Source organism: Streptomyces sp. NPDC048278 (genome assembly GCF_040652195.1).
Taxonomy (GTDB): Bacteria; Actinomycetota; Actinomycetes; order Streptomycetales; family Streptomycetaceae; genus Streptomyces.
On sequence record NZ_JBEZLP010000005.1, the window covers coordinates 441,907 to 463,075 of the forward strand.

The 21,169-nt window shown below is 67.5% G+C and carries 13 protein-coding genes and 1 pseudogene; 9 read left to right on the forward strand and 5 right to left on the reverse strand.

The window, feature by feature from the left end; translation table 11 throughout:
* The first annotated feature begins 14 nt into the window (after positions 1 to 14).
* Both AB0D74_RS12760 and AB0D74_RS12765 read left to right on the forward strand, forming a co-directional pair.
* Positions 15 to 1,448 (forward strand): helix-turn-helix transcriptional regulator, encoded by a 1,434-nt coding sequence (locus AB0D74_RS12760; RefSeq protein WP_362584112.1) that lies wholly within the window; start codon positions 15 to 17, stop codon positions 1,446 to 1,448.
* On the forward strand, positions 1,445 to 2,320 hold the full coding sequence (locus tag AB0D74_RS12765) for an aminoglycoside phosphotransferase family protein (RefSeq protein ID WP_362584115.1): 876 nt from the start codon (positions 1,445 to 1,447) through the stop codon (positions 2,318 to 2,320). Before AB0D74_RS12760 ends, AB0D74_RS12765 begins: the two co-directional genes overlap by 4 nt.
* A gap of 150 nt (positions 2,321 to 2,470) precedes the next feature.
* Here AB0D74_RS12765 and AB0D74_RS12770 read toward each other — a convergent pair whose 3' ends face one another.
* Both AB0D74_RS12770 and AB0D74_RS12775 read right to left on the reverse strand, forming a co-directional pair.
* Entirely contained in the window at positions 2,471 to 3,400 is a 930-nt protein-coding gene (locus tag AB0D74_RS12770; protein ID WP_362584118.1) for a hypothetical protein, read from the reverse strand.
* Positions 3,401 to 3,440: 40 nt separating this feature from the next.
* A complete protein-coding gene (locus AB0D74_RS12775) occupies positions 3,441 to 9,476 on the reverse strand; it encodes a DNRLRE domain-containing protein (RefSeq protein WP_362584121.1) in 6,036 nt (2,011 codons plus the stop codon).
* Positions 9,477 to 10,436: 960 nt separating this feature from the next.
* Between AB0D74_RS12775 and AB0D74_RS12780 the strand changes: the two genes are divergently transcribed.
* Genes AB0D74_RS12780 through AB0D74_RS12795 form a run of 4 tightly spaced genes read left to right on the forward strand, consistent with a single transcriptional unit; the run spans position 10,437 to position 13,798 of the window.
* On the forward strand, positions 10,437 to 10,793 hold the full coding sequence (locus AB0D74_RS12780; RefSeq protein ID WP_362584124.1) for a hypothetical protein: 357 nt from the start codon (positions 10,437 to 10,439) through the stop codon (positions 10,791 to 10,793).
* A 5-nt stretch (positions 10,794 to 10,798) separates the two neighbouring features.
* A complete protein-coding gene (locus AB0D74_RS12785) occupies positions 10,799 to 12,100 on the forward strand; it encodes a radical SAM protein (protein ID WP_362584127.1) in 1,302 nt (433 codons plus the stop codon).
* Entirely contained in the window at positions 12,097 to 13,005 is a 909-nt protein-coding gene (locus AB0D74_RS12790; RefSeq protein WP_362584131.1) for a radical SAM protein, read from the forward strand. Before AB0D74_RS12785 ends, AB0D74_RS12790 begins: the two co-directional genes overlap by 4 nt.
* Positions 13,006 to 13,012: 7 nt before the next feature.
* Complete coding sequence (locus tag AB0D74_RS12795; protein WP_362584134.1) at positions 13,013 to 13,798, forward strand: hypothetical protein; 786 nt, start codon at positions 13,013 to 13,015, stop codon at positions 13,796 to 13,798.
* Positions 13,799 to 13,846: 48 nt separating this feature from the next.
* Here AB0D74_RS12795 and aspS read toward each other — a convergent pair whose 3' ends face one another.
* A complete protein-coding gene (gene aspS, locus AB0D74_RS12800; RefSeq protein WP_362584137.1) occupies positions 13,847 to 15,169 on the reverse strand; it encodes an aspartate--tRNA(Asn) ligase in 1,323 nt (440 codons plus the stop codon).
* A gap of 1,139 nt (positions 15,170 to 16,308) precedes the next feature.
* On the opposite strand from aspS, the gene AB0D74_RS12805 reads away from it, so the two are divergent.
* Positions 16,309 to 16,833: a hypothetical protein gene (locus tag AB0D74_RS12805; RefSeq protein ID WP_362584140.1), complete on the forward strand. Its 525-nt coding sequence runs from the start codon at positions 16,309 to 16,311 to the stop codon at positions 16,831 to 16,833.
* A gap of 23 nt (positions 16,834 to 16,856) precedes the next feature.
* Here AB0D74_RS12805 and AB0D74_RS12810 read toward each other — a convergent pair whose 3' ends face one another.
* On the reverse strand, positions 16,857 to 17,333 hold the full coding sequence (locus AB0D74_RS12810; protein WP_362584143.1) for an NUDIX hydrolase: 477 nt from the start codon (positions 17,331 to 17,333) through the stop codon (positions 16,857 to 16,859).
* Between the two features lie 110 nt (positions 17,334 to 17,443).
* On the opposite strand from AB0D74_RS12810, the gene AB0D74_RS12815 reads away from it, so the two are divergent.
* Both AB0D74_RS12815 and AB0D74_RS12820 read left to right on the forward strand, forming a co-directional pair.
* Complete coding sequence (locus tag AB0D74_RS12815) at positions 17,444 to 18,655, forward strand: helix-turn-helix domain-containing protein (protein ID WP_362584146.1); 1,212 nt, start codon at positions 17,444 to 17,446, stop codon at positions 18,653 to 18,655.
* A 557-nt stretch (positions 18,656 to 19,212) separates the two neighbouring features.
* Complete coding sequence (locus AB0D74_RS12820; protein ID WP_362584149.1) at positions 19,213 to 19,776, forward strand: helix-turn-helix transcriptional regulator; 564 nt, start codon at positions 19,213 to 19,215, stop codon at positions 19,774 to 19,776.
* Positions 19,777 to 20,029: 253 nt separating this feature from the next.
* Here the strand turns inward: AB0D74_RS12820 and AB0D74_RS12825 are convergent.
* Positions 20,030 to 21,014: pseudogene (locus AB0D74_RS12825) on the reverse strand (glutamate--tRNA ligase family protein); the annotation flags it as partial.
* Positions 21,015 to 21,169: the final 155 nt, after the last annotated feature.

Sequence of the window (21,169 nt, forward strand, 5' to 3'; positions counted from 1 at the left end):
GCTGCGGATGCCGGTTGAGCCAGTACAACCTTGACGAACGGTGCGCGGCGTGCGCCCGCACCAAGGGGACGTGGGAGCCGCAACCAGTCCGCAGCATCCCGGACACGGTGTGGACCGACCGCGACATCCAAACCGCCATCGTGGCTTGGGACTTCGGCCGTGCGAGCCGACTCATCCGGGAGAGAGCCGGTCTTCGGCAAGAAGACATGGCGTCCATGGCCGGCCTGAGCCAGGGCTTCCTGTCGATGCTCGAAGCCGGCAGCCGACGTCTCACGAACCTCGACAAGGTCGCGCGGTTCCTCGACGGCATCGGCACGCCGGACGCCCTGCTGGCTCCGCCTTTCCGCGAACAGGGGACGTACGACGTCTCTGTCCCCGCACAGATCGGATGGTCACCCGTCGACGTGCCTCCCGGGGTGACCGAGGCCACCGACCTGAACCAGTTGGCGGCCCAGGCCGCCGTGCAGTCCCTGAACTTCGCCAGCGACATCACGCAGAGCAACGTCAGCGACGTGGAGCTCGAAGGGATCGAGGCCGTACTCGCCGGGATCGCCGGTGACTACGTCCACGCACCGCTGCACCGGATCTTCACTGACCTCGTGTCGACTAGGGATCACCTCTTCGGCCTGCTGAACGGCCGCCAGCCTCTCGGCCAGACCAGAAAACTGCTCCTGCTCGCTGGCACCAGCTCCCTGTTGCTCGCTCACGCCTCGCAGAACCTCGGCGACGAAGACGCCGCTGTCGCGCAGTTGCAGACAGCCTGGACTCTCGCCGAACAGTCCGATCACAACGACCTGCGAGCCTGGGTGAAGGGCACGGCCGCGCTGATCGCCGAGTGGTCGTCGCGGCGGCAGACAGCTCTCGACTACACAAGGCAGGCCGCCCTGCTGTCCCCCGGTGGGGAAACCCGAATCCGGATAGCGGCGATCGAAGCCCGGGCGGCGGCTCGCATCGGCGACCGCCGGACTGCCATGGACGCCATCGAGGAACTCAAACGGGCCCGGGACCGGCATGGGGCTCCAGACGCCCTGACCCGGTTCGGAGGCCTCCTCACGTTCCCCGAAGCGAAGCAGCACTACTACATCGGCGGAACCTTCGCGCTGCTTGGCGGGCATCGACTGGCCGAGCAGCACGCGACCACGGCCATCGAACTCTACGAGGCCGGCCCTCCGGAGCAGAGGTCGTACGGCGATGAGGCCCTGGCGCGCCTCGACATCGCGACAGCGCGCATCACCGCAGGAGAGATCGAGGGAGCCGGAGAGCACCTTCGGCCCGTCCTGGATCTCCCGGCGGACCAACGCATCCGGCAACTCGGCGACGCCGTGCAGTCAGTGGCTAGGCTGTTGGAGCAACCGCGGTTCGCCCGGAGCCCCGTCGCGCGTGAACTCGCCGAAGCGGCCCGCGGGTACCAGGCGATAGACACCCGAACGAAGGTCCTTGCCCCATGACGACGACGGTCTCTCCCGAGTCCGCCGCCCGCATGGCCTGTCGAGCCTCAGGCCTGACAGACCAGTCACTCACCCGACTCCACGACCACGCCACGTCCGTGTTCCTCCTTGCCGACGAAGGCATCGTCGTACGCGTCAGCCCCCTCTCCCAACGGCCACGTCTCGACACGGCGGTCTCGTTGACCCGCTGGCTCGTCGCGAACGGCTTCCCGGCGACGGAGCCCGCGGATCTCCCCCAGCCGCTCGTCTACGCTCCGCATACGGTGACGTTCTGGCGGCATTACCCGCAGCCAGAAGGCAGCGGGCCGCCAGCCGGCCCCTTGGGCGCCCTGCTAAGTGAACTCCACTCCTTGCCGGCGCCGCCGATCCCGCTTCCCCGGTTTCAGCCCCTCGCCTCGTTCAAGAGCTCCGTGGAGTCGAGCTGCTACCTGACCTCGCCCCAGCGTGAGTGGTTGGCCGCGCGGCGGGAGGAGCTTCTGGCCAGCTACGGCAAGCTCGACTTCCCTCTGGGCCAGGGTCACATCCACGCCGACGCCTATCCCGGAAACACGCTCTGGAGTGGTGACGGCGTGCGGCTCGGCGACTGGGACGAGGCAGCGTTCGGCCCTCGTGAGATCGACCTGGCCAACACCTTCCAAGGGGTCCGGTTCGGGCGTACTGTCGCGGACCTCGACGAGTTCAGCCTTCGGTATGGGTACGACATCCGGCAGTGGGATGGATTGCCCGTTCTGCGAGCGATCCGCGACCTGCACACGCTCGGCGCCTTCATACGACGCGCGGATCGAGGAGACAAGGCGGCTGGTATGCAGCTTTCACACCGAGTCGCGACGCTCATGGACGGGAGGGAAAGGGCCTCCTGGGTTATCGCCTGATCCGGGGCCTTCGGGAATCGGTCGCGGGTGTAATTCCCGAACGTTTCGCGAGCCCTTTGTGGCTACCGCGGTCGGTACCACCGCGAGGGCGCATATGGGCCCGCCCCTGGCTCGCAGGGGCGGGCCCATATGTCTTGCCATGGGCGTGCTTCACACTCTGTGGACGGGGAAGGCGACCAGCCTCTCTCCCGAGCTCAGCAGTCTGTCCGCAGCTCGTGCGACCGCATCCGGGCCAGTTGTCCCCATCATCTGCGCCAACCGCCGCCAGGTCACCGCGTCCGGTCCATGCTCAGGCGCGCCTGAGTGTTGCGGCTGTCTGGGTTCCGCACCTGCAGGGCACTCATGTGGCGCCAGAGCCAGGGGCTCGTCCGCGGCCGAGAACCGGACCACCCCGGCCGAAGTCCTGTCCGCCCGCATGATCTCTCCGTCGGGAAAGGTCGCCACGTCCCCCTCGAACCCCAGCGCTCCCGCGCAGGCCAGCGACAGGACGTCCGAGCAGTCCTGCACGACGACGGTGGCGAACTCGCGGGCGGCTGCTTCCTCGATGCTCGATCCCCGGGCTGAGGTGAGCCCGGACACGAACTCCCAGTAATCTGCGGCGGCTTCGGCGGAGCCGTCCCCAGCGCCCACGAGACAGACGGTTACGTCGTCCAGCAGCGGCAGCAGCGCCTCCACGGCGTCCCCGGGCCTGCCGGGTGGCATGAGCCGCGGCGCCGCCCCGCACAGGCAGCGGTACGGGCCGCCGACCGACACCACCTCGACGCCCGGGTTGCCGTGCTCCCGCAGGAGCGCGGCCAGTGCCGCATGGGCGGCCTCGGTCGGCAACTCCGCATCCAGCAGCATCAGTTTCAGCGGTGTTCCCTGCGCCGCCCGGACCCAATCAAGGTCCGGCGGGAGCTCCCCGAGCAGGGCGGGGGTCAGGTGTACGACACCTTTCTCCCCTCCCGCCCGGGCACCGATCATCTCGCGTACGGTCCGTCCCTCGTCGCCGACCAGCACGACGGTGGACACCTGGGGACCTCCGTCGTGCGGCCGGGTCAGTGCAACGGCCACGAAGTCGCCGAGGCCGTTGCCGGCCATGACGTACGTTCTTTGCGTTCTCAGAGCCATCGCGGCCTCGCTAGTCCCATTTTCCGTAGCCGTACAGCGTGTACGCCTTCCCGCCGGGCATGATCACATTGCCCGTCACGTCGATCTCCACGGTGGAGTAGCCCTCCACATGGCCGATGAAGAACACGTCGTAGCGGTAGCGCCCGCGTAGGCTGTCGTCTTCGTGCTCGCCCCATGATGGGTGCCAGTAGTAGCTGCCTTCCTCGGGGTGGCCGTACTCGTGCCATGGACTCACTGTGTGGCCCTCCACCAGGATCGTGAAGGACAGGGTGACGGAGTACGCCGAGCGCCAGTGGCCGGTGAGCTTAATACCAAAGAAGAGGGAGCAGTGGCCGCTCGGCTCCGCGCACCTCCGGGTCAGGTGCACACAGCCGGCGTGACCGCACTGCCAGCCGTCGTTCTTGTACTTGAAGCTTGTCCCCATCATGTCTGACGTGTTCACGGGGTTCTGTCCCGCGTAGTCGTAGGCGTTTTGGCTGCCGCCGGGGATCGGGTCGGTCTGCAGGAACCTGCCGTCGGCCGGGCTGTACAGGCGGACGCCCATGAGCAGCAGGCCGGTAGGGGTCTCTGCGGAGCGCTGGTGGGCGCCAAGCCAGCCATAGCGAGCGGTCGTGGTGGCGTTACCGAACTCGTCGTAGCCATGGCTGGTGACCATGGTGGAGGCGAGCGCCAGCTGGACGGTGACGTCGCCGTGCAGGTCGGACAGTTGCAGGACCGTGTTGCCCGTGGCGTCCGTGGTGGCGGCGAGTGATCCGGTGAGGTCCTCCACGTCGCGCGTGATCGTCCCCGAGGTGTCCTCGGCGGTCCACGCCGGCAGGTCCGTGCTGTCGGCGTAGTGGTTGGTCTTCGTCGCCGTGGCGGTCCAGGTGCCTCCGGAGAGGGTCTGCGTGGTCCAGCTCGCCAGGCGCTGGAGTCCGTCCAGACTCCAGGTCTGCCGGGTGGTCGCGGTGGTCTCCTGGCGGACCAGGTCGTTGGAGTAGTAGGCGAGCGTTGTGCCGTCGGGGGTGGCGGTGGTGCGGCCGAAGGCGTCGTAGGTGTAACCGGTGTCGCTGACGCGGTCGGCGCTGTCGTAGGTGTGGGCCGCCGTCGTGGTGGTTGTGGCCGTGGTGTCGGCGCAGTCCGTGGAGCTGGAGTCCGTGGCGAGCTTCGTGCGGTCCCAGCTGGTGGCGGAAGCGAACGTATAGGAGCGGGTCGTGCAGGAGTTACCGGTGTCGTCGGCGGCCTGGGTGAGGCGGTCGACGTTGTCGTAGGTGTAGGTGCTCGTCGTAGTGGTGCCGTTGTTCTCGCTGTGGCCCGCCCGCAGACCGCCGGCCGTGTAGTCGGCCGTGTCGGTCAGCACGGGCGTGCTGCCGGAGTCGGTGTAGGTGCGGGCGGTTTCGTGGCCCGCGGGGTCGTAGGACTGGGTGAGGGTGTAGCCGCTGGGAAGGGTCTCGGCGGTGAGGTTGCCGTCCGCGTCGTGACTGGTGGCGGTGAAGGTGCCGGCGACGGAGTCGGTGACCGTGGCGGGCAGGCCGGTGGTGGCGTCGTAGGTGTAGGTGGTGGTGGAGGGGGCGGAGTCGGTGACGGTGACGGGGCGGTCTGAGCTGTCGTACGCCGTCGTCGTGGTGTCGCCGGTGCCGTCGTCGTACGTCGCCTGGCGGCCGAGCTCGTCCTGGGTGACCGTGATGGTCGTCCCGTTCGAGGTCTGCTTGGCCAGGGCGCCTGTGGTGGTGCCGTAGGTGTAGGTGACGTCGGGGGTGGCCGTTCCGGTACCGCCGGAGACGGACTGCGTGAGCACCCGGCCGATCGCGTCACGGGTGTAGGTCGTGGTGCGGGTGGTGGAGTTCGCGGTCTCCGTGAGCGTGTGGATCTGGCCGTACCGGTCGTACGTGTACGTCTTGGTCGGCAGTTCGGTGGGGTTGGAGCCCCCGCCGGTGATGGCCGCCGCCGGGGCGGTGCGGCAGACGAGGCCAGCCCATTCGGGGCTCCCCTGGCAGTCGCCGCTGCCGGTCGCCGAGTAGTACGTGGTCAGCGTCGTCTTGGCGTCGCTGCCTGTGGAGCCCGACTGGATCTCCTTGGTCAGGTTGCCGTCGCTGTCGTAGCCGTAGCCGGTGCTGGCGGCCAGGCCGCTGGGGTCGGTGACCGTACTCAGGGGCAGGCCGACGGTCCAGTCGTACGTGGTGGCGGTGGTGTGCCGATCAGCGTCGGCCGGGTAGCCGGCCACCGTGGCGCCGGTGGTCATCGACGTCTGCTCGTCGGAAACGACCGCGTCGCTGGGCCGGTTCTCGTCGTAGGCGTAGGAGGTGTGAGTACGGGCGAGGGTCTCGGTGCCCGCCGCCAGGTCGGCGGCGCCGGTGCCGCCGGAGAGGGTGTGCTGGAGGGTGATGGTGTGCAGCGGGCCGTAGACGTCGGTCAGCTGCTCGGAGCCGTCGTCGGCCGTCGTGTAGTCGGTTACGGTGGACAACAGTTCGGCCGCGTCCGCGCTGCTCGCGGTGTTCGCCAGGGCACCGGCCAGCAGCGGGTCGTCGCTGGTGGTGGTCGAGAGGGCCAACTCGCGGTTGGCGGCGGTCAGCTCACGGACGGTGTTGCCCATCGCGTCGTACTCGGTGGTGGTGATACGACCGCCAGGGGTGGCCGTGTCGACGCCGAGGCCGGCCTCGTCCAGGTAGGTGACGGTGGCCTTCGCGTAGTCGCCCGAGCCCAGGGAGCCGCCGTCGTTACCGACAGGAACGGAGGTCGGTGGGAAAACCGCGGTGCCGACGGTGGGGTTGTCGGTCTGGCCCCACTTGGCGGTGGCGGTGGTGGACAGGTCGTAGGGAGCTGCCGATCCGGAGATCGGCACGTTGTAGACGACGCTCGTGGTTGCCGTGCCGTCCGTGGTCGCCACGGTGCCGGGCTTCAGCGTGGGTCGGGAGGCGGACACCAGCTTTCCGCTGCCCGCGTCGTAGGCGAAGGTCCAGGGCAGCTGTCCGGGCGGAGTGAGCGTGGCGATCCGGCCCGCACTGTCGTACGTATACGCCGTCTTGAGCGGGGTGTCCAGGCGAGGGTCCCAGGCCTCGCGGAGTCGGCCCGAGGTGTCGTACGCGTACTGGGCGACAACCGTCGCGGTCGCGGCCGAGCCACCGGGGGCGGTGGCCCACAGCTTGATCTGGCTGACCTGTCCCGCGTAGTCACCGAGGGCCGAGGAGGTCGCGGTGGTCGCGGGGGCGTAGACGAACTCCAGGACCCGACAGCCCTTCGTGCTCGGGTCGCCCTTACAGGCAGTTGCGGAGACTGCGCTGGTGGGTGTGATGACGTACTCGGGTTCGGCCAGGAACTCGCGGCCTCCGGAGACCGGCACCGCGTTGGAGACCACGGTGGTGGTGCTTGCCGAGTCGTCGGCGGCCGTGGCGGTGGTGGCCAGCTGCCAGGTGGTGGAGTTCCCGTTCGGCTTGGCGAAGGTGGAGACCGTGCCGTCGGCGGTGTCCTTCAGGGTGAAGGAACTGCCGGACGGGGAGCCGGTCAGCGTCAGATCCTCCGCACCAGGCTGCGGGGTCCAGGTGCCAGCGGTCGCGTCGAGGAGGGTGAAGCCGGTGGCCGCCCCGGTTGAGTCGAGCAGCGACACCGACGTGCTTGACGTCTCCTTGAGGTAGGTCCAGTCGGATGTCGGCGCGGTGACTCCCGAAGTCCAGTTCGGTCCGAAAATGGCGACCTGCCCGTCCTGTGCGGCGGCGCCCTGCGGGTTCCGGGAGGAGAACGCGCGGGTCACGGTCGCGCCGAACGCACCGGCGTCCGTGGCCGACAGACCGAAGTCACCGGTGAGCAGGTTGACCGAGCCCGGACCGACGGCGCCGCTGGGGGCATTGGCGGCCTTGCGGTCGACGGTGACGGTGGCCGCATCGGTGCCGTAGGTGTTGGTGCCGTCCGTGAACAGCGCCCGCACCTGCACCGGGCCGTCGTCGGAGACCTGGTCGGTGGCCGCCCAGGTGAGATTGTCGGGGTTCGAGGTGGCGGAGAAGGCGAACGGCCAGGAGGAGAGCGCCGTACCGTCCATCTTGGTCACATAGTTCACGGGGATGGGCTGCCAGCCGTACGGATCAGCAGCGCCGATCCTGTACTGGTAGGTCACACCGGTGAACGCCCCCGACTGGGTGGCCGACAGGCTCACATTGTCGTCGGTCGTGTCGCCCGTGACCGGGGAGGTGAGTCCCGCTTTGCCGACGCCGAACGCGTAGGAGGTGGTGGCGGTGGAGACGTTGCCGCCGGAGTCGATGGTCCGCGCGTACAGGGTGTGCCAGCCGTTGGCCGGCTTCACGGTGACCGTCTGGGACTGGCCGCCGCTGCCGTCGGTGGTGTCCAGCGCGCTGTCGGGGACCGTTTTGTCGTCCAGACCCCACTGGTAGCCGGCGCCGTCGGTGGAGGTGGTGCTCAGCGTGCAGGTCGCGCCGCTGCTCGACTTGTCCGTCCAACTGCCCGAGGAGTACGGCGAGCAGGAGATCGTCGGCGCGTTCGGCTTGGCCACGTTCGGCACAAAGTACACATAAGACGACCAGGCGCCGTAGTCCGTGCCGTCGTAGCCCCGCACGCGCAACCGCAGATGCGAGGCAGCCAGCTGGCTCGCGCTCGGGACGGCCAGGGTCGCGGTGCCGCCGGAGGAGACGGAGGACGAGGTGGCGGTGTAGGAGTAGGACGTCTCGCCTGAGTAGGCCGGGTCGTTGGTGATCTCGAACTGGGCCTTGGCCGTGGAGCCGTCCGGGTCGGAGACCTTCGCGGACAGGGTCGGGGTGTACGTCGTCACGTACCGCTTGCCGTTGTAGGCGTTGACGGTGGACGGCGACACCGCGGCCGAGGTCGGCTTCGCGGGGTAGGAGTTGTAGGTGACGACCAGCTGCGGGGCATACCCGGAGGTGGTGTAGTTCGCGGACCGGAACCTGCGCCAGGTCGTCGCGTCGGTCTCGTCGGCGCTGCGCAGCTGGATGCCGTAGTTGGTGGAGCCGTCGGCCCAGGCCTGCACGATGGACTGCATGTTCCAGTTCGACCAGGCGGCCGGACAGGAGGAGCTGTAGCCCCAGTGGCCGGTGTTGGTCGCCATGCCGGTCGTCGTCGTGGACGGCTGCGCGGACCAGGTCACCGAGGACGAGGACCAGGTGGAGGTGATCCGGCGGGCCTGGGTCGCGGCGCCCGAGGTGGAGCAGGTGGCGGAGTAGTAGTTGTAGAGCTTCATCGTCGCCGACGTGATGTGCGTGCCGGTGAACTTCGAGACGTCGAACTTCAGGTAGGCGCGGGCCACATCGGTGCCGCTGTCGTAGGTGCCCGACTTCAGCTCCTGCGAGGAGACCTGGGAGTCGGGGTAGTCCGGGGTCTGCACCCAGGTGTCGGTGGTGACGGCGAGGGTGGAGGTCGGGTCGACGGTCACCGGATAGGTGGCCGTGTCGAGGAAGTCGGCGTCCGGGGTCAGGACGAGGGTCTGGGAACCGTCCTCGGCGGTCTCGATCTTCGTCGAGACCTGCTCCTCGTGCGCGGACTCACCGGATGCCGGGTCCTTGGACGCGTCCCACATCATCGGCGCGGGCGCCTCGGCGACGAGCTTGCCGTCGCCGTCCTTCAGCAGCAGGTGGCCGGAGTCGGCCTGGGACAGGGCCAGGCCCTTGAGGTGCAGCGGGATCCGGTAGCTGACCGTCCTGTCGGACGGCCGGCTGTCCAGCGTGATGTTCTCCGAGAAGCCCTGCGCCAGCGCCGTCGCCGACAGGGTCTGGCCGTCGCCGAGGTCGTAGGAGGCGGTGTCGTCCTTGACGGTCGGGGTGGGGAGCTTGTCCGCCCAGCCCAGGCCGAAGGAGTCGCTACCCTTGGTGACGGAGGCGAGGTCGGTGTCACCGCCGTCCGACACCGCGATGTCCGCCGCGGCCACTTGGGGTTCCAGGTCCGGGCCGGTGTCGGAGAGGTCGGTGTCGATGTCGTGCCAGTCGCCGTCCTGCTTCACCCGGACCGGACCGGCGTAGTCCTCGGTCTGCATACTGCCGTCCGGCAGCGCGTAGGTGGTGGAGGCGCCCGTGCGCTCCGACAACACCTCGATCTTCCTGTTCTGCAAGCGCGCCGCCAGGAGAGCGGAGGCAGGGTCGTTGGCTTCTGCGGCCCCGTAGGTTGCGTCCGCCGACGTGGCGGCCGACGTCGCAGCGGTGACCGGGAGGGCGACAGCCGTACCAGTGCCGGCGAGGGTCAATGTCGCTTCTGCGACTAGAGCGATGGCGGCCACCAGGCCTGTCCCACGTATACGGGAACCGGAACTGCTCGGTCTGCCGGACTTGGATCTGCTGCGCACGGAAGGACCCCGTGATCTTTCTGCTGGCGTGAAGCGATGAGCAGCAGATCTTTACATCGCCCTCACATGGAGCCATTAGCACCAGCACACATCACTTCAAGCGACAGCAAAGAGGAGCTAAATGAACGGTGTGAGCACCTGAACCTCATCACCTTCACGAGGGCGACAAAAGAGATATTCTCTCCATACGCAAGGCCCTGAACAGGGACTACGCACGGTGGGCCGACAGTTGCGATCTTGGGTGATTCTTTCCAGAAGACCCGCTCAAAAGGTAAGAACTAGGTTGCGAGGGAGGAGCGGGGCAGAAGTCGCAAATAGAACGAGGGGCTGGTCCTGCTATCCGTCCCCGACAGTGACTGATGGGCGGGCAAGGCCCAGCCCGGATGACAGTACCTAGACACCACTGCCGAGGACTGTTTCGGCGGCTGACAAGGCCCAGTGCTGTGGCCTCGGTGTGATCGTCGAGGTTCGGGAGTCCCAACTACGGGGCCGCAGCGAGGCCGACACCCCGCTGGAACGCGCGCTCGGGCGCCGCCTGACCTCACCACCCCCACCGGGACACGGACGCGCGGTCTACCTGGCGCGAGCCGCGACCAAATCACCCGGGTTATATCACCGGCGCAATGTGCAGTCCGCCCCACGACCCGGAAGGCTGCTCCCCGCACACCTCTCGTTGTGCACTGGCACCACCGAAGCCGACACAAGCCGAGCACGGGAAAGGAGAGGGTCATGCCAACTCCCAGGCGCACCAAGGGCGATCACCTGATCTACGCCGACGTCGTCGACTCCAAGAGCAAGGCGGGGGTCTGGATGGGCGAGCGCGATGCCTTCCAGGCCAAGCAGGCCGAGATCATGGAGGCGTTGAAGGACAACACGGACTGGGTGCCCGTCGAGAACGCGATCATGGTGGTCAGCACCGAGCCCGCCGGCATCACGATCATCGCGGCGAACCCCACCCTTCCGGGCGTGATCGTCCTGGCGGACGGCGGCTCCCCGGAGGCCTCGGCACAGCTGCAGGCCACGGGGGAGGAACTCGTCCGCAAGCTGATGGCCGAGCGCGGCATCCTGGAAGAGGAAGCCGCGTAACACCAGTGGCCTCCTCGCAACTTCTGTGGGGGAAGTACATCCGGTACGACCGGGACGGCGAGGTCGCCCTCCTCGACCCGGTCACGCTGGACAGCGTGTACCTCGACCGCGGGGAGGTCACCGATCTCTCCGCGGTTCCCCCGACCGCGACGCACACAGCTCTCGCCGAGCTCGGCTTCTCGCCGGACGGTCCCGACCGCGACCAGCGCGAAGCACTCCGCAACCGACTCCGGAGACTGGGTCTGGAGCCCTTACCCGTACGGATCAGCGGTCTCCGGGTCGTCCTCACCGACGCCTGCAACATGAAGTGCAGCTACTGCTTCGTCGACACGAACACCGGCAAGCCGGACATGACGGAGCAGGAACTCGCTGACGGCCTGACCTACCTCTTCGAGACCAACGCCGGCCAAGGCGAGGTGGCCATCCAGTGGTTCGGGGGCGAACCGACGACTCGGTTCGACCTGATGCAACGCGGGGACGAACTCGCGGATGCCCTGGCCGAGCAGTACGGCGTACAGCGCGTGCGCCGAACCGTCGTCACCAACGGCGCCCGAATCACCGCCGCCATGATCGATCACTTCTCCCGCTATCGCTACGGCGTCGGGATATCCGTCGACGGCCCACCCTCGGTCAACTCCGAGCACCGGAGACTGCTGGGCGGCCAGTCGGCCGACGACCGCATCCGGCGCAACGTAGGCCAGCTCCTTGATGCGGACGGCATCCACGTGGGCTGCAACCTCACCCCCACGCCGGCGAACATCGGGCGCCTGGCCGAGACCGTCAAATGGATCACCGACGAGCTCGGCCTGAAGTTCATCTACGCCAACACGCCCATCCCCGCCGGCGGCCGCTGGACTGTCGACGGCGCAGAACTCGCTGAGGAGCTGTACCAGGCGCGCCTGGTGGCCCTCGGCCGAGGCGGGATGATGTTCTCCGTCCTCGACCGGGCGTTCCAGGCTCTCGACCGGCGCCGCCCCATGCTCTTCGACCACATGCAGAGCGACCGCACGCTCAACGCCGCCTTGCTGCCCGGCAGCCGCGTCAGCCTGTGCGACATCAACTTCACCGAGCCGGCCTTCCTTCACACCCTTGAGGAGTTGCGGGCCGACCCGGCACTGTTGGGCGGCATCGCCAAGGAGATCGCCCCGGTCCCCGAGTGCGGCGAGTGCCCGGCCCTCGCGATCTGCGGCGGTCCCTCCCGCAACGAACAGCTCCTGATCGCGGGGGACCGGCCGGACCCACAGATGTGCGCCTTCTACCAGGGCACGGTGGAGATCGCCGTATGGGACAGTACGGGGCTCCAGTGAGCGCGGTTGTCGCGCACTCCGAAGCGCCGAGCGCACCTCCTCGCAGGCGGTATCGGACCGCACTGGTCAGCACTGCGGGCCACTGCAGGATCGCCTGCGGGTTCTGCTTCCGCGCCGACCGCGCCCATGGGTTCCTGCACGTCTCCACCTACACCCGGACCCTGTCCCGGTTGAAGGAGATCGGCGTCGAGGGGATCTGTCTCACCGGGGGCGAACCCGCGCACCATCCCGAGCTACGCCAACTGGTTCGTCTTGCCCACCAGTTCGGCTTGCCGGTGTCCGTGGTCACTTCCGCCCGCGATCCCGAGGACGTAGACCGTCTGGCCGGCCTGGCCCACCTGCTCGCGAACGTCACCGTCTCCGCGGACTCGGCCGGCGCCATGGAACTCGGCCTCACGACACGGTCCGTAGCCTCGGCCATCGCGACGCTGAAGCAGGTCCCCGCACAGCAGCAGGTCCTTCACCTCACGTACTGGAAGCTCAGCGACCAAGAGAGCCAGGACATTTACCGACGCGCCGCCGCGGCAGGGGTCGAGATCCAGCTCAGCCCCGTCGCCCTCGATGACGCGGGGCGGCGGCGCGCGGGTCACACCGTCCACAGCTACCTTGACCAGCAGAGCGTCGACACCACCCACCTGGGCCGCTACTTCCGCCTCACGCCAAGGTTCCTGGAGTACCTGATGGGGCTTCGGACCATGCACCTCCATCCAGAGGACCGCCCCCTCTGTTCATCCGCCTCCCTGTACGTGTCCGCAGGCGGCGACCTCCGCCGCTGCCCGTACGGCAGTACCGGAGTGAACGTCCAAGCCCCCCGGGCGGAGATCACCCAGTTCCTCGACTCCGATCCCCAGGATCGGACCACGCCCGAGTGCGCGGCCGTCTGCCGCGCCGACGAGACCCGATGAGAGGCCCATGACGACGCTCGTCACCACAGCCGAGGAGTTCACCGAGCGATGGCGCACTCCCCCCAACCTTCGCGTCGGTGGATCTCTGGCCGGCACCGGGTATGACTTCCCTCCTGCACCGGACGTCCTCGACGTCATCCGGCGGGACGAAAAGGTACGGTTCACGATCCTCGGTGACGAGGACTGGTCCGTGCGTATGGACCGTACGGCGGCCTTCCGCACCGCTCCTCTCGAAGAAGTGCTCTCGTGGAACTTCCGCCTCGTCCACTTCGACCTCAGCCGCTTCTACGACGGCCTCCTGAGCGGGTTCCAACAGAACGTCATGGTCCCGTGGCGGACCCAGATGTCCGGCTGGGGGTTCACATGGCAGCGGTGCGCACCGATCCTTTTCTTCTCCACGGCCGGGGTGTCCTCGACCTACCACAACGACAACTCGCACGGACTCGTGTGGCAGATCGAGGGCACCAAGACGTTCCACAGCTACAACGACCCCGACAAGCACCTCAGCGCCGACGCCGCCGTCGTGAGTGAGACGACCGGAGAGGAACCGCCTGAGCACGATCCCGCTGATCGTCAATCCGTGCGGATGGACCCAGGCGACCGGCTGTGGAGCCACGCGCTCACCCCGCACTGGGTCACCACCGAATCCCCGGTGGCCATGAGCGTCACTCTGGCTCACGGAGGCCTGTGCCATCAGGGGCGCTTCTCGGACCGGGAGCTGGCGCTCCGGGCCTACTGGGACAGACATCCCGAAGAGGCGTGGAAGCTGGACCTGCGCAACGTGCGCTACTGACAGGGAACCGGGTCCGCCCCTCGGAGGGGCGGACCCGGTTCCCTGTCTCTAGGGGGTCAGCCGGTTGGGCCCCCGGAACAGGAACGTGGCTTCCCGGAGCGATTCGAGGCCGAGCAGCACCATCAGCACACGGCCGAGGCCCATGCCCAGACCGCCGTGGGGCGGGCAGCCGTAGCGGAAGCTGTTCAGGTAGTCCTGCATGGGCTCGGTGCTCATGCCCTTCTCCGCGGCCTGCTTGAGCAGCACGTCGTAGCGGTGCTCACGCTGGGCGCCGGTCGTGACCTCCAGCCCCTTCCACAGCAGGTCGAAGCTGAGTGTCAAGCCCGGGTTGTCGGCCGGCCTCATGTGGTAGAAGGGCCGGATACTCGTCGGATAGTGGGTGATGAACACCCACTCATGCCCGGTCTGCTCCTTGATGTAGGAAGCGATACCGCGCTCGCCCTCCGGGTCCAGGTCCTCCTTCACCCCCTCCGGGTCCCAGCCATTCGCCCGCAGGATCTTCTGCGCCTCGGCCATCGTGATGCGCGGGAACGGCGTCGCCGGCACCACGACCTCGACGCCGAAGGTCTCCCTGATCGCATCGCCGTGCAAGTCGGCGACCTTGGCGATGCCATGCGTGAGCATCTGCTCCTCGAACGTCATCACGTCCTCGACGCCGTTGATCCAGGCAAGCTCGACGTCCACTCCCGTGAACTCGGTCGCGTGCCGGGACGTGAACGACGGCTCGGCACGGAACACGGGCCCGATCTCGAAGACCCGGTCGATGCCCGCCGCGATCGCCATCTGCTTGAAGAACTGCGGCGACTGCGCCAGATACGCCGACCGGTCGAAGTATCCGAGTTCGAACACCTCGGCTCCGGACTCGGACGCCGTGCCCATCAGCTTCGGCGTGTGCATCTCGGTGCACCCCTGCGCGTAGGCGTACTCGCGCATTCCCTGCTCGAACGTGGTCTGCACGGCGAACAGCAGCTGCGCCTGAGGCCGACGCCGTACGTCCAGGAACCGCCAGTCGAGGCGGTGCTCCAGTCCTGTGTGCTCGTCGATGGGCAGCGGTGTCTCAGCGCGGTTCAGGATCTCGACCGACTCCGGAACGAGCTCAAGGCCGCCGAGCTTCACGATCGGGTTCTCGACCACGCGGCCGGTGATCCGGACGGCGGACTCCGTGGTCAGTCCCTCCAGTGTGGCCTCGACCTCGTCGCCTTCACCCGAGCGCTTGTGAGTGACCTGCACCATGCCGGTGTGGTCACGGACGACAACGAACTGCATCTTGCTCTGCAGGCGGAGCGTGTTCACCCAGCCCGACACGGGTACGGTCTGCCCGACGTGTTCTCGCAGGTCAGACACCAGTACGCGGCTAGTCGTGTGGATCATCGCAGCCCTCCCAGGGGCGTCGTCATGATCCCTTGGGGGCGCGGACGAGAAGGGTACTCGCGGTGCCACCGCGCCTTTACCACCGCTCAGCGAGAGCGGCGGCCTCATTCAAGCCTGATGACGGGGGCCGGCCGACGGGGCATTGGGTCGCAAGACCGTTCCTCCCCGCACTCAGGAGTGTCTTCACATCGGGCGCGAGATTGCCTTCGCAGCTACCGGCAATTCTCTCGGCTCACGTGATCCCGAAGCTACTCGTCTCCATCAACGCGTTGCCAATGAGCATAGCGGGAACGCCAGGGATCGGGAGGCAAGATCACGCCAGAGTCGGTGCGCAGGCGACGAATCGCCTCTCGACACTCCCATCCCCAGACGACCAGGTTCGCGCCCGGGCGCATGCACCATGGCGACGGCGGTTGCCAAGGCCAGCCTTGTCGTGGTCGCGCCGACCGTCACTCTGGGTCGTGGAGGGAACATCCATCGTGTGACCCCAGGCAAGGCCAACGCCCCATACCTGATCGAGACGGGAGGCAGAGAGGGGTGAGCACCTGGGCCGATCGCGATCGGATGGATATATCACCCGTGTGATTTGAGTCCATCACCGATAAAGTCCTACGCTTCGAAGAAATTCAAACGGAGATACCCAAACCTTTGGGCCGGTTAACGCGATCAAGTAATACGTCGAGCAATTCTGGCGTCCTTATCACCGAACTCCGCCGTGCTTCCTACGGAAGGGCATCCTGACGATGGATGGAACCTCACGTGCCGGAGTGCCCGTTGAGATCCTCTCGACCCTCAACGTGCCGCCCGGCAGGAGCACCAAGTACGTCTTCGGAACGTCCGACAGGTCCACTTTCGAGGCAGTGCGGCTCTGGGAAGGCGACCGGGAAGCCTACTCGGTGTGCATGTCCGCCCAGGCGGGATGCAGGTACGGCTGTACGCATTGCGCTACCACTTTCGCGCGTACACCCTTCGTGCGGAATCTACGGCCGGAGGAGATCACAGCGGCGGTGCAAGCGGTGGCGGATCCCGTTCGAACCCCCCAAGGCCCCCTCGTCTGGGTCGACTTCGCCGGAGTCGGGGATGCCGCCGCGAACTGGACCCACGTCACCTCAGCGGCGAGAACGATCGCGGATCGTGGCTTGGCGAAGCAGGTGAAGGTGACCAGCATCGCCCCACAGGCATGGGTTCGAAGGCTCCTGCGGGCCGACGCCTGGTTACCGGATCGCTTCATGTTCTCCCTGCACGGCGCCACTGGGACTCAGCGCCGCGCGATCATCCCACGCGCGGACGACCCCGCGACCGTCCTACCGCTGTGGGCCGCCGTCGCCGAGCAACGCCCCGTGGTGGTGAACTACGTCCTCTGCGAGCACAACACGCGGCCGGCGGACGAGGTCGCGCTCACACAGCTACTCGCTCCGTACGCCGGCCGCTTCGTTCTGCTGCGGCTCTCCAGCATCAACCCCGTGCAGGGCAGTCCCCTACGCCCGAGCGCCAGGGAAGCGGACTTCATCGCCGCGCTGTCCCGCGATCTGGAAGGCTGGGTCGTCTCGCACCACCTTTCCGCCGGGCGCGAGGCGGTCGCCGCCTGCGGTCAGCTGCGTTCGGAGATCCTGGACCTCGCTCCGCCAGTCAGCCGTCCGGGGCAAGCCGAGGCCATGAGCTGAGTCGATCGCCCGCCGCAGGAGAACTAAGTCCTCGGCTGCTCCCCGTGTTCCAGGTACACAGGACCGTCGTTGGCTCGCGAGGCGATCGCGGCCTTCACCCTGCGTGACAGCCTCGGGATCAGGAGCTCGTCGAGTTGCCCGGGAGGAAAGAACTCGGCGGCGAGAAGCTCGTCGGGAGCGACCTTGATGGAAGCGAAGTCCTCTGGGGTGAGTTCCCCGCCGTCGAAGACGTACAGAACCTTGTCACCCTCGGCGTCGCTCGGAGCCCAGTCGACGGCGAGGAGAATGCCGATCGGCGGAGTGATTCCGAGCTCCTCCTCTACTTCCCGTCGGCAGGCGGCCAAGGGCGACTCCGCATACTCGACGTAACCGCCGGGGATCTCCCACATCGGCTTGTAGGAAGGCTGGACGAGGAGGACGTGTCCGTCGGCGTTGAAGAACAGTGCACCGGCCGCCATCCGGGGCCGGGCCATGCGCTGTTCCTGCTCGTTGGGGGCCATGGGCCTCAGCCTACGACCCGGGTCCGCTGCGGCCCCGCGCGGCCACTCGCCTGGCGCGGGCGGTCACCGCGAGTGGATACTCCTGGCAGTGGCGGGACGGGAGCGAGCCCATGCGTGGCATGACCGATCATCTGCCCTTCGGCAAGCGCGTGCGGTTCTACCGGCAACGCCGCGGGCTGAGCCAGCGGCAGCTCGGTCAGCTTCTGGGACGTTCCGAGGACTGGATGTACCGGATCGAGTCCGGGCGTATACCGGTCAACAACGTGAAGATGCTGGCGGACCTGGCCCAGGCACTGCGTGTGCACCTGGAGGACCTTCAGGGCACGCCGAGGTTGTTGGAAGACCGTGGACGCGGCACAGGCAGCGTGCCGGCGATCCGGGCGGCGCTGATGCAGTCGCGCCACCTGGCGGGCTCGCTCTACGACGATCGTGAATCGGTCCGTCTGGAACGTCTGCACGTGGAGGTCGACGAGGCCTGGCAGCTCTACCAGAGCGGGAGGTTCGCGAAGCTGGCGGAGCGGGTGCCCGGGCTCCTCGCTGACGCCCGTCTGGCGACTCGGGAGCGATCGTCCGGTCGTGAGAGATCCGAGTCGCTACGGCTGTTCGCGTTGACGTGTCATGTGGCGGCGGTGCTCCTGCGGAAGTTGGGGGAGACCAATCTCGCGTGGACCGCGGTGGACCAAGGCGACATGGCCGCGGTGGAGTCGGGAGACCCGTCCGTCGTGCTCGCTCTCCGAAGGGGCATCGCGCACGTGCAGCTCGGCGCCGGATTCCCGGCGGAGGCGGTGAACGTCACGCTGGACGCGGCTGACGGCCTCGAACGCGGGTGGTGGTCATCCGCCCCGTCCGCCCTATCCCTGTACGGGACCCTCTTCCTCAACGGAGCGGTAGCCGCGGCGAGGATGAGGAACCGGGCGCTGGCCGATCACATGATGGGCAAGGCGCACGAGGCAGCGGAGCGGCTCGGCAGTGACCATAACGAGCTGTGGACCTCGTTCGGCCCCACCAACGTCGAGATCCATCGGTTGGCGCTCGCCCTTGAGTTCGAGGACGTCCAGCTGGCCGTGGACATGGCCCCACACATCCGAACCACCGGCCTTCCTGTGGAACGGCGGGCCCGGGCCCGACTCGACGTAGCCCGCGCGTATGCCGAAGCCGGACGTATCGACGATGCCGTCGAGGAACTGAAGCGTGCCTTCCGCATCGCACCCGAGCAGCTGCGAGCCCACGAGTTCGCCCGCGAGTTGGCGCGCCGGCTGCACAAGCTCTCGCGTCGCCGGGACGTTCAGGATCTTGCCTTGAACCTTGGGGCCATCAAGTAGCAGCCCAGGTCAGCCGCACCGATGGACCCGGAATTTTCCTCCGGGTCCACTCCCGCGTGGGCGCTTACGGTCTTGACCACCGAGCGTCGCTTGAACGGGAGGCAACAGGGTGTCTGTCCGCCGACTGGACGACAGAACTGGATCCGACGGCATCGACGACACGGTCGTGCTGCGATGGAGCGGCCACCCACGGTGTGTCGGACTCGCCCGCAACGAACTACGCCGTGCGCTACGCGGGTGGGATCTGTCCCACATGGAGGACACGGCCGTACTCGTGCTTTCGGAGATCTTCAGCAACGTCGTACGTCGCGTTCGAGTACCACCGGGCAGAGAGATCGAGTCCTGGTACTTGCACACCAGCGACGGCCTCCGGTTGGAAGTCCACGACGATGCTGACGGCTCATACCAACCGGCTTCTGAAAGGCTCGCTCTACAGGACGAGTTCGGATCGCAGCTCCTGCAGGCATTGACCCACCGCTGTGGCGTGGCCCAACAAGCCGGGAACCGCTGGGTCGTTTGGGCGGAGTTGGCCCCTGACTTCCGGAGGGGGCACTGCGATGACCGCTGACCGACGGACTCACCAGCTGTTCGCCCTGGCCGAGGAGATACAGGTCCTGCCCGCTTCCGCCAGCGAAAGAAGCGAAGACCGTGAAGCCGGCGTCTGGGAGGGGTTCGGCTTACGCACCCACGGCTCGGACACGGGACCGAGCGGACGCTCCGTTCGGCGCTGCCGCCGCTGCCAGTGCATTCTCAGCCGCTACAACGAGGGCTCCTACTGTGGCAGTTGTGTCCGCAACGCGCCGAGCAAGCCCTGGGTCGTGCCAGCTGTGCCAGCCGAGGTGTGGAATCGTGCCGACATTCAGACGGCGCTCTTCGCGCGGGACTTCGGCCAGGTGTGTCACCTCGTACGTATCGCGACTGGACTGCGCCAGAGTGACATGGCCGACCTCACGGGACTGAGCCAGGCATTCCTGTCCATGCTGGAGTCCGGTGGACGACGGCTGACCAACATCGACAAGATCGTCGAACTGCTGGCAGGACTCAACATCCCGGCCGACCTCGCTGGCCCCACCCTCCTGCCAACGACCGTGTCAACGGAAGAGGCCTACCACGCCAGCTAGACTTGGAGATCTTCAAGGACTGAAGGTCGCCAGGAGTACCTGGAGAGCGTGCCCTGATCCCCGGCATGAGATCTCTTTGAGAGATCCCCGTCAGCCGCCTCCTCACCGGGCACGGACCTCGGCCTGAGCGAATCACGCCGCCAGAAGAGTCTCAGCCGATGTACGAGACGCTGGCTCGCTTTGACACGACGTACTTCCGCGACGCCTGGCCCCGCCTCCTCGCCGAGGCGACGGGACTGTAATCACGAACTGATCAGCCAGCGAGCTTCGCTAGCACCCCGTCGATCCGGGCGAGGGTGCGGTCCTTGCCGAGGACTTCCAGGGACTCGCAGAGGGGCAGGCCCACCGTGCGGCCCGTGACCGCGACGCGCACCGGCGCCTGGGCCTTGCCCAGCTTCAGGCCGTGCTCCTCGCCAGCGGCCAGGACCGCCTCCTTCAGGGACTCTGGGCTGTTCCAGTCAGCCGTCTCCAGCTTGGCGCGGGCCGTGGTCAGGAGCGCCGCCGGGTCGCCCTTCATCGCCTTGTCCCAGGAAGCCTCGTCGGCCACCGGCTCCTTCAGGAAGAGGAAGTCGACGTTGGCCGTGATGTCCGACAACACGGCCACGCGAGTCTGGGCGTGGGGGGGCGATCGCCTCCCACGCGGCTTGGTCGAAGTCCTCGGGGGCCCAGTTGGCGTATGGGGCCCGTAGCCACGGCTCGCAGGCCTTGATGAATTTCTCCACCGGCAGGGCCCGGATGTACTCGCTGTTGAAGGCGGTCAGCTTCTTGATGTCGAAGAAGGCCGGCGAGGTGTTCACGTCCTCGACGCGGAACTTCTGCTCCAGTTCCTCGTACGGACGGATCTCGACGTCGTCGCCGGGGCCCCAGCCGAGCAGCATCAGGTAGTTCGTCATCGCCTCGGGCAGGTAGCCCTCGGCGAGGTAGTCCTCAAGAGCGACCTTGTCCCGGCGCTTGGACAGCTTCTGCCGCTTCTCGTTCACGATCACCGGCAGGTGCGCCCACACCGAGGCCTTCGCGCCGAGCGCCTCCCACAGCAACTGCTGCTTGGGCGTGTTCGACAGGCGCTCGTCGCCACGGATCACTAGGGTGATTCCCTCGTCGAGGTCGTCGACGACGTTGGCGATCAGGAAGACCGGGGAGCCGTCGCCGCGGGCGATGACGAAGTCCTCGATCGCCGAGTTCGGGAAGGACGGCTCACCGCGGATCAGGTCCACGACGACCGTCTCGCCCTCCGTACGCCCACCGAGATCGATGACGTCGGCGACCTTAGCGGCATCGTCGCGCTGACCTGCTGATCGGCTCGTCGCACGGCAACCGCATGGGGTGAGGAAGGCGGCTCCGAAACGGCGTACCGCGTACGGAGTGAGGGGGACAGCCGCCACCCCTCCACCTC

Excerpts from the sequence above, each read along its gene's own strand:
- AB0D74_RS12765 (WP_362584115.1), top strand. The coding sequence starts at position 1,445 with ATGACGACGACGGTCTCTCCCGAGTCCGCCGCCCGCATGGCCTGTCGA.
- AB0D74_RS12770 (WP_362584118.1), bottom strand. The coding sequence starts at position 3,400 with ATGGCCGGCAACGGCCTCGGCGACTTCGTGGCCGTTGCACTGACCCGG.
- AB0D74_RS12780 (WP_362584124.1), top strand. The coding sequence starts at position 10,437 with ATGCCAACTCCCAGGCGCACCAAGGGCGATCACCTGATCTACGCCGAC.
- AB0D74_RS12795 (WP_362584134.1), top strand. The coding sequence starts at position 13,013 with ATGACGACGCTCGTCACCACAGCCGAGGAGTTCACCGAGCGATGGCGC.
- aspS (WP_362584137.1), bottom strand. The coding sequence starts at position 15,169 with ATGATCCACACGACTAGCCGCGTACTGGTGTCTGACCTGCGAGAACAC.
- AB0D74_RS12810 (WP_362584143.1), bottom strand. The coding sequence starts at position 17,333 with ATGGCCCCCAACGAGCAGGAACAGCGCATGGCCCGGCCCCGGATGGCG.
- AB0D74_RS12815 (WP_362584146.1), top strand. The coding sequence starts at position 17,444 with ATGCGTGGCATGACCGATCATCTGCCCTTCGGCAAGCGCGTGCGGTTC.
- AB0D74_RS12820 (WP_362584149.1), top strand. The coding sequence starts at position 19,213 with ATGACCGCTGACCGACGGACTCACCAGCTGTTCGCCCTGGCCGAGGAG.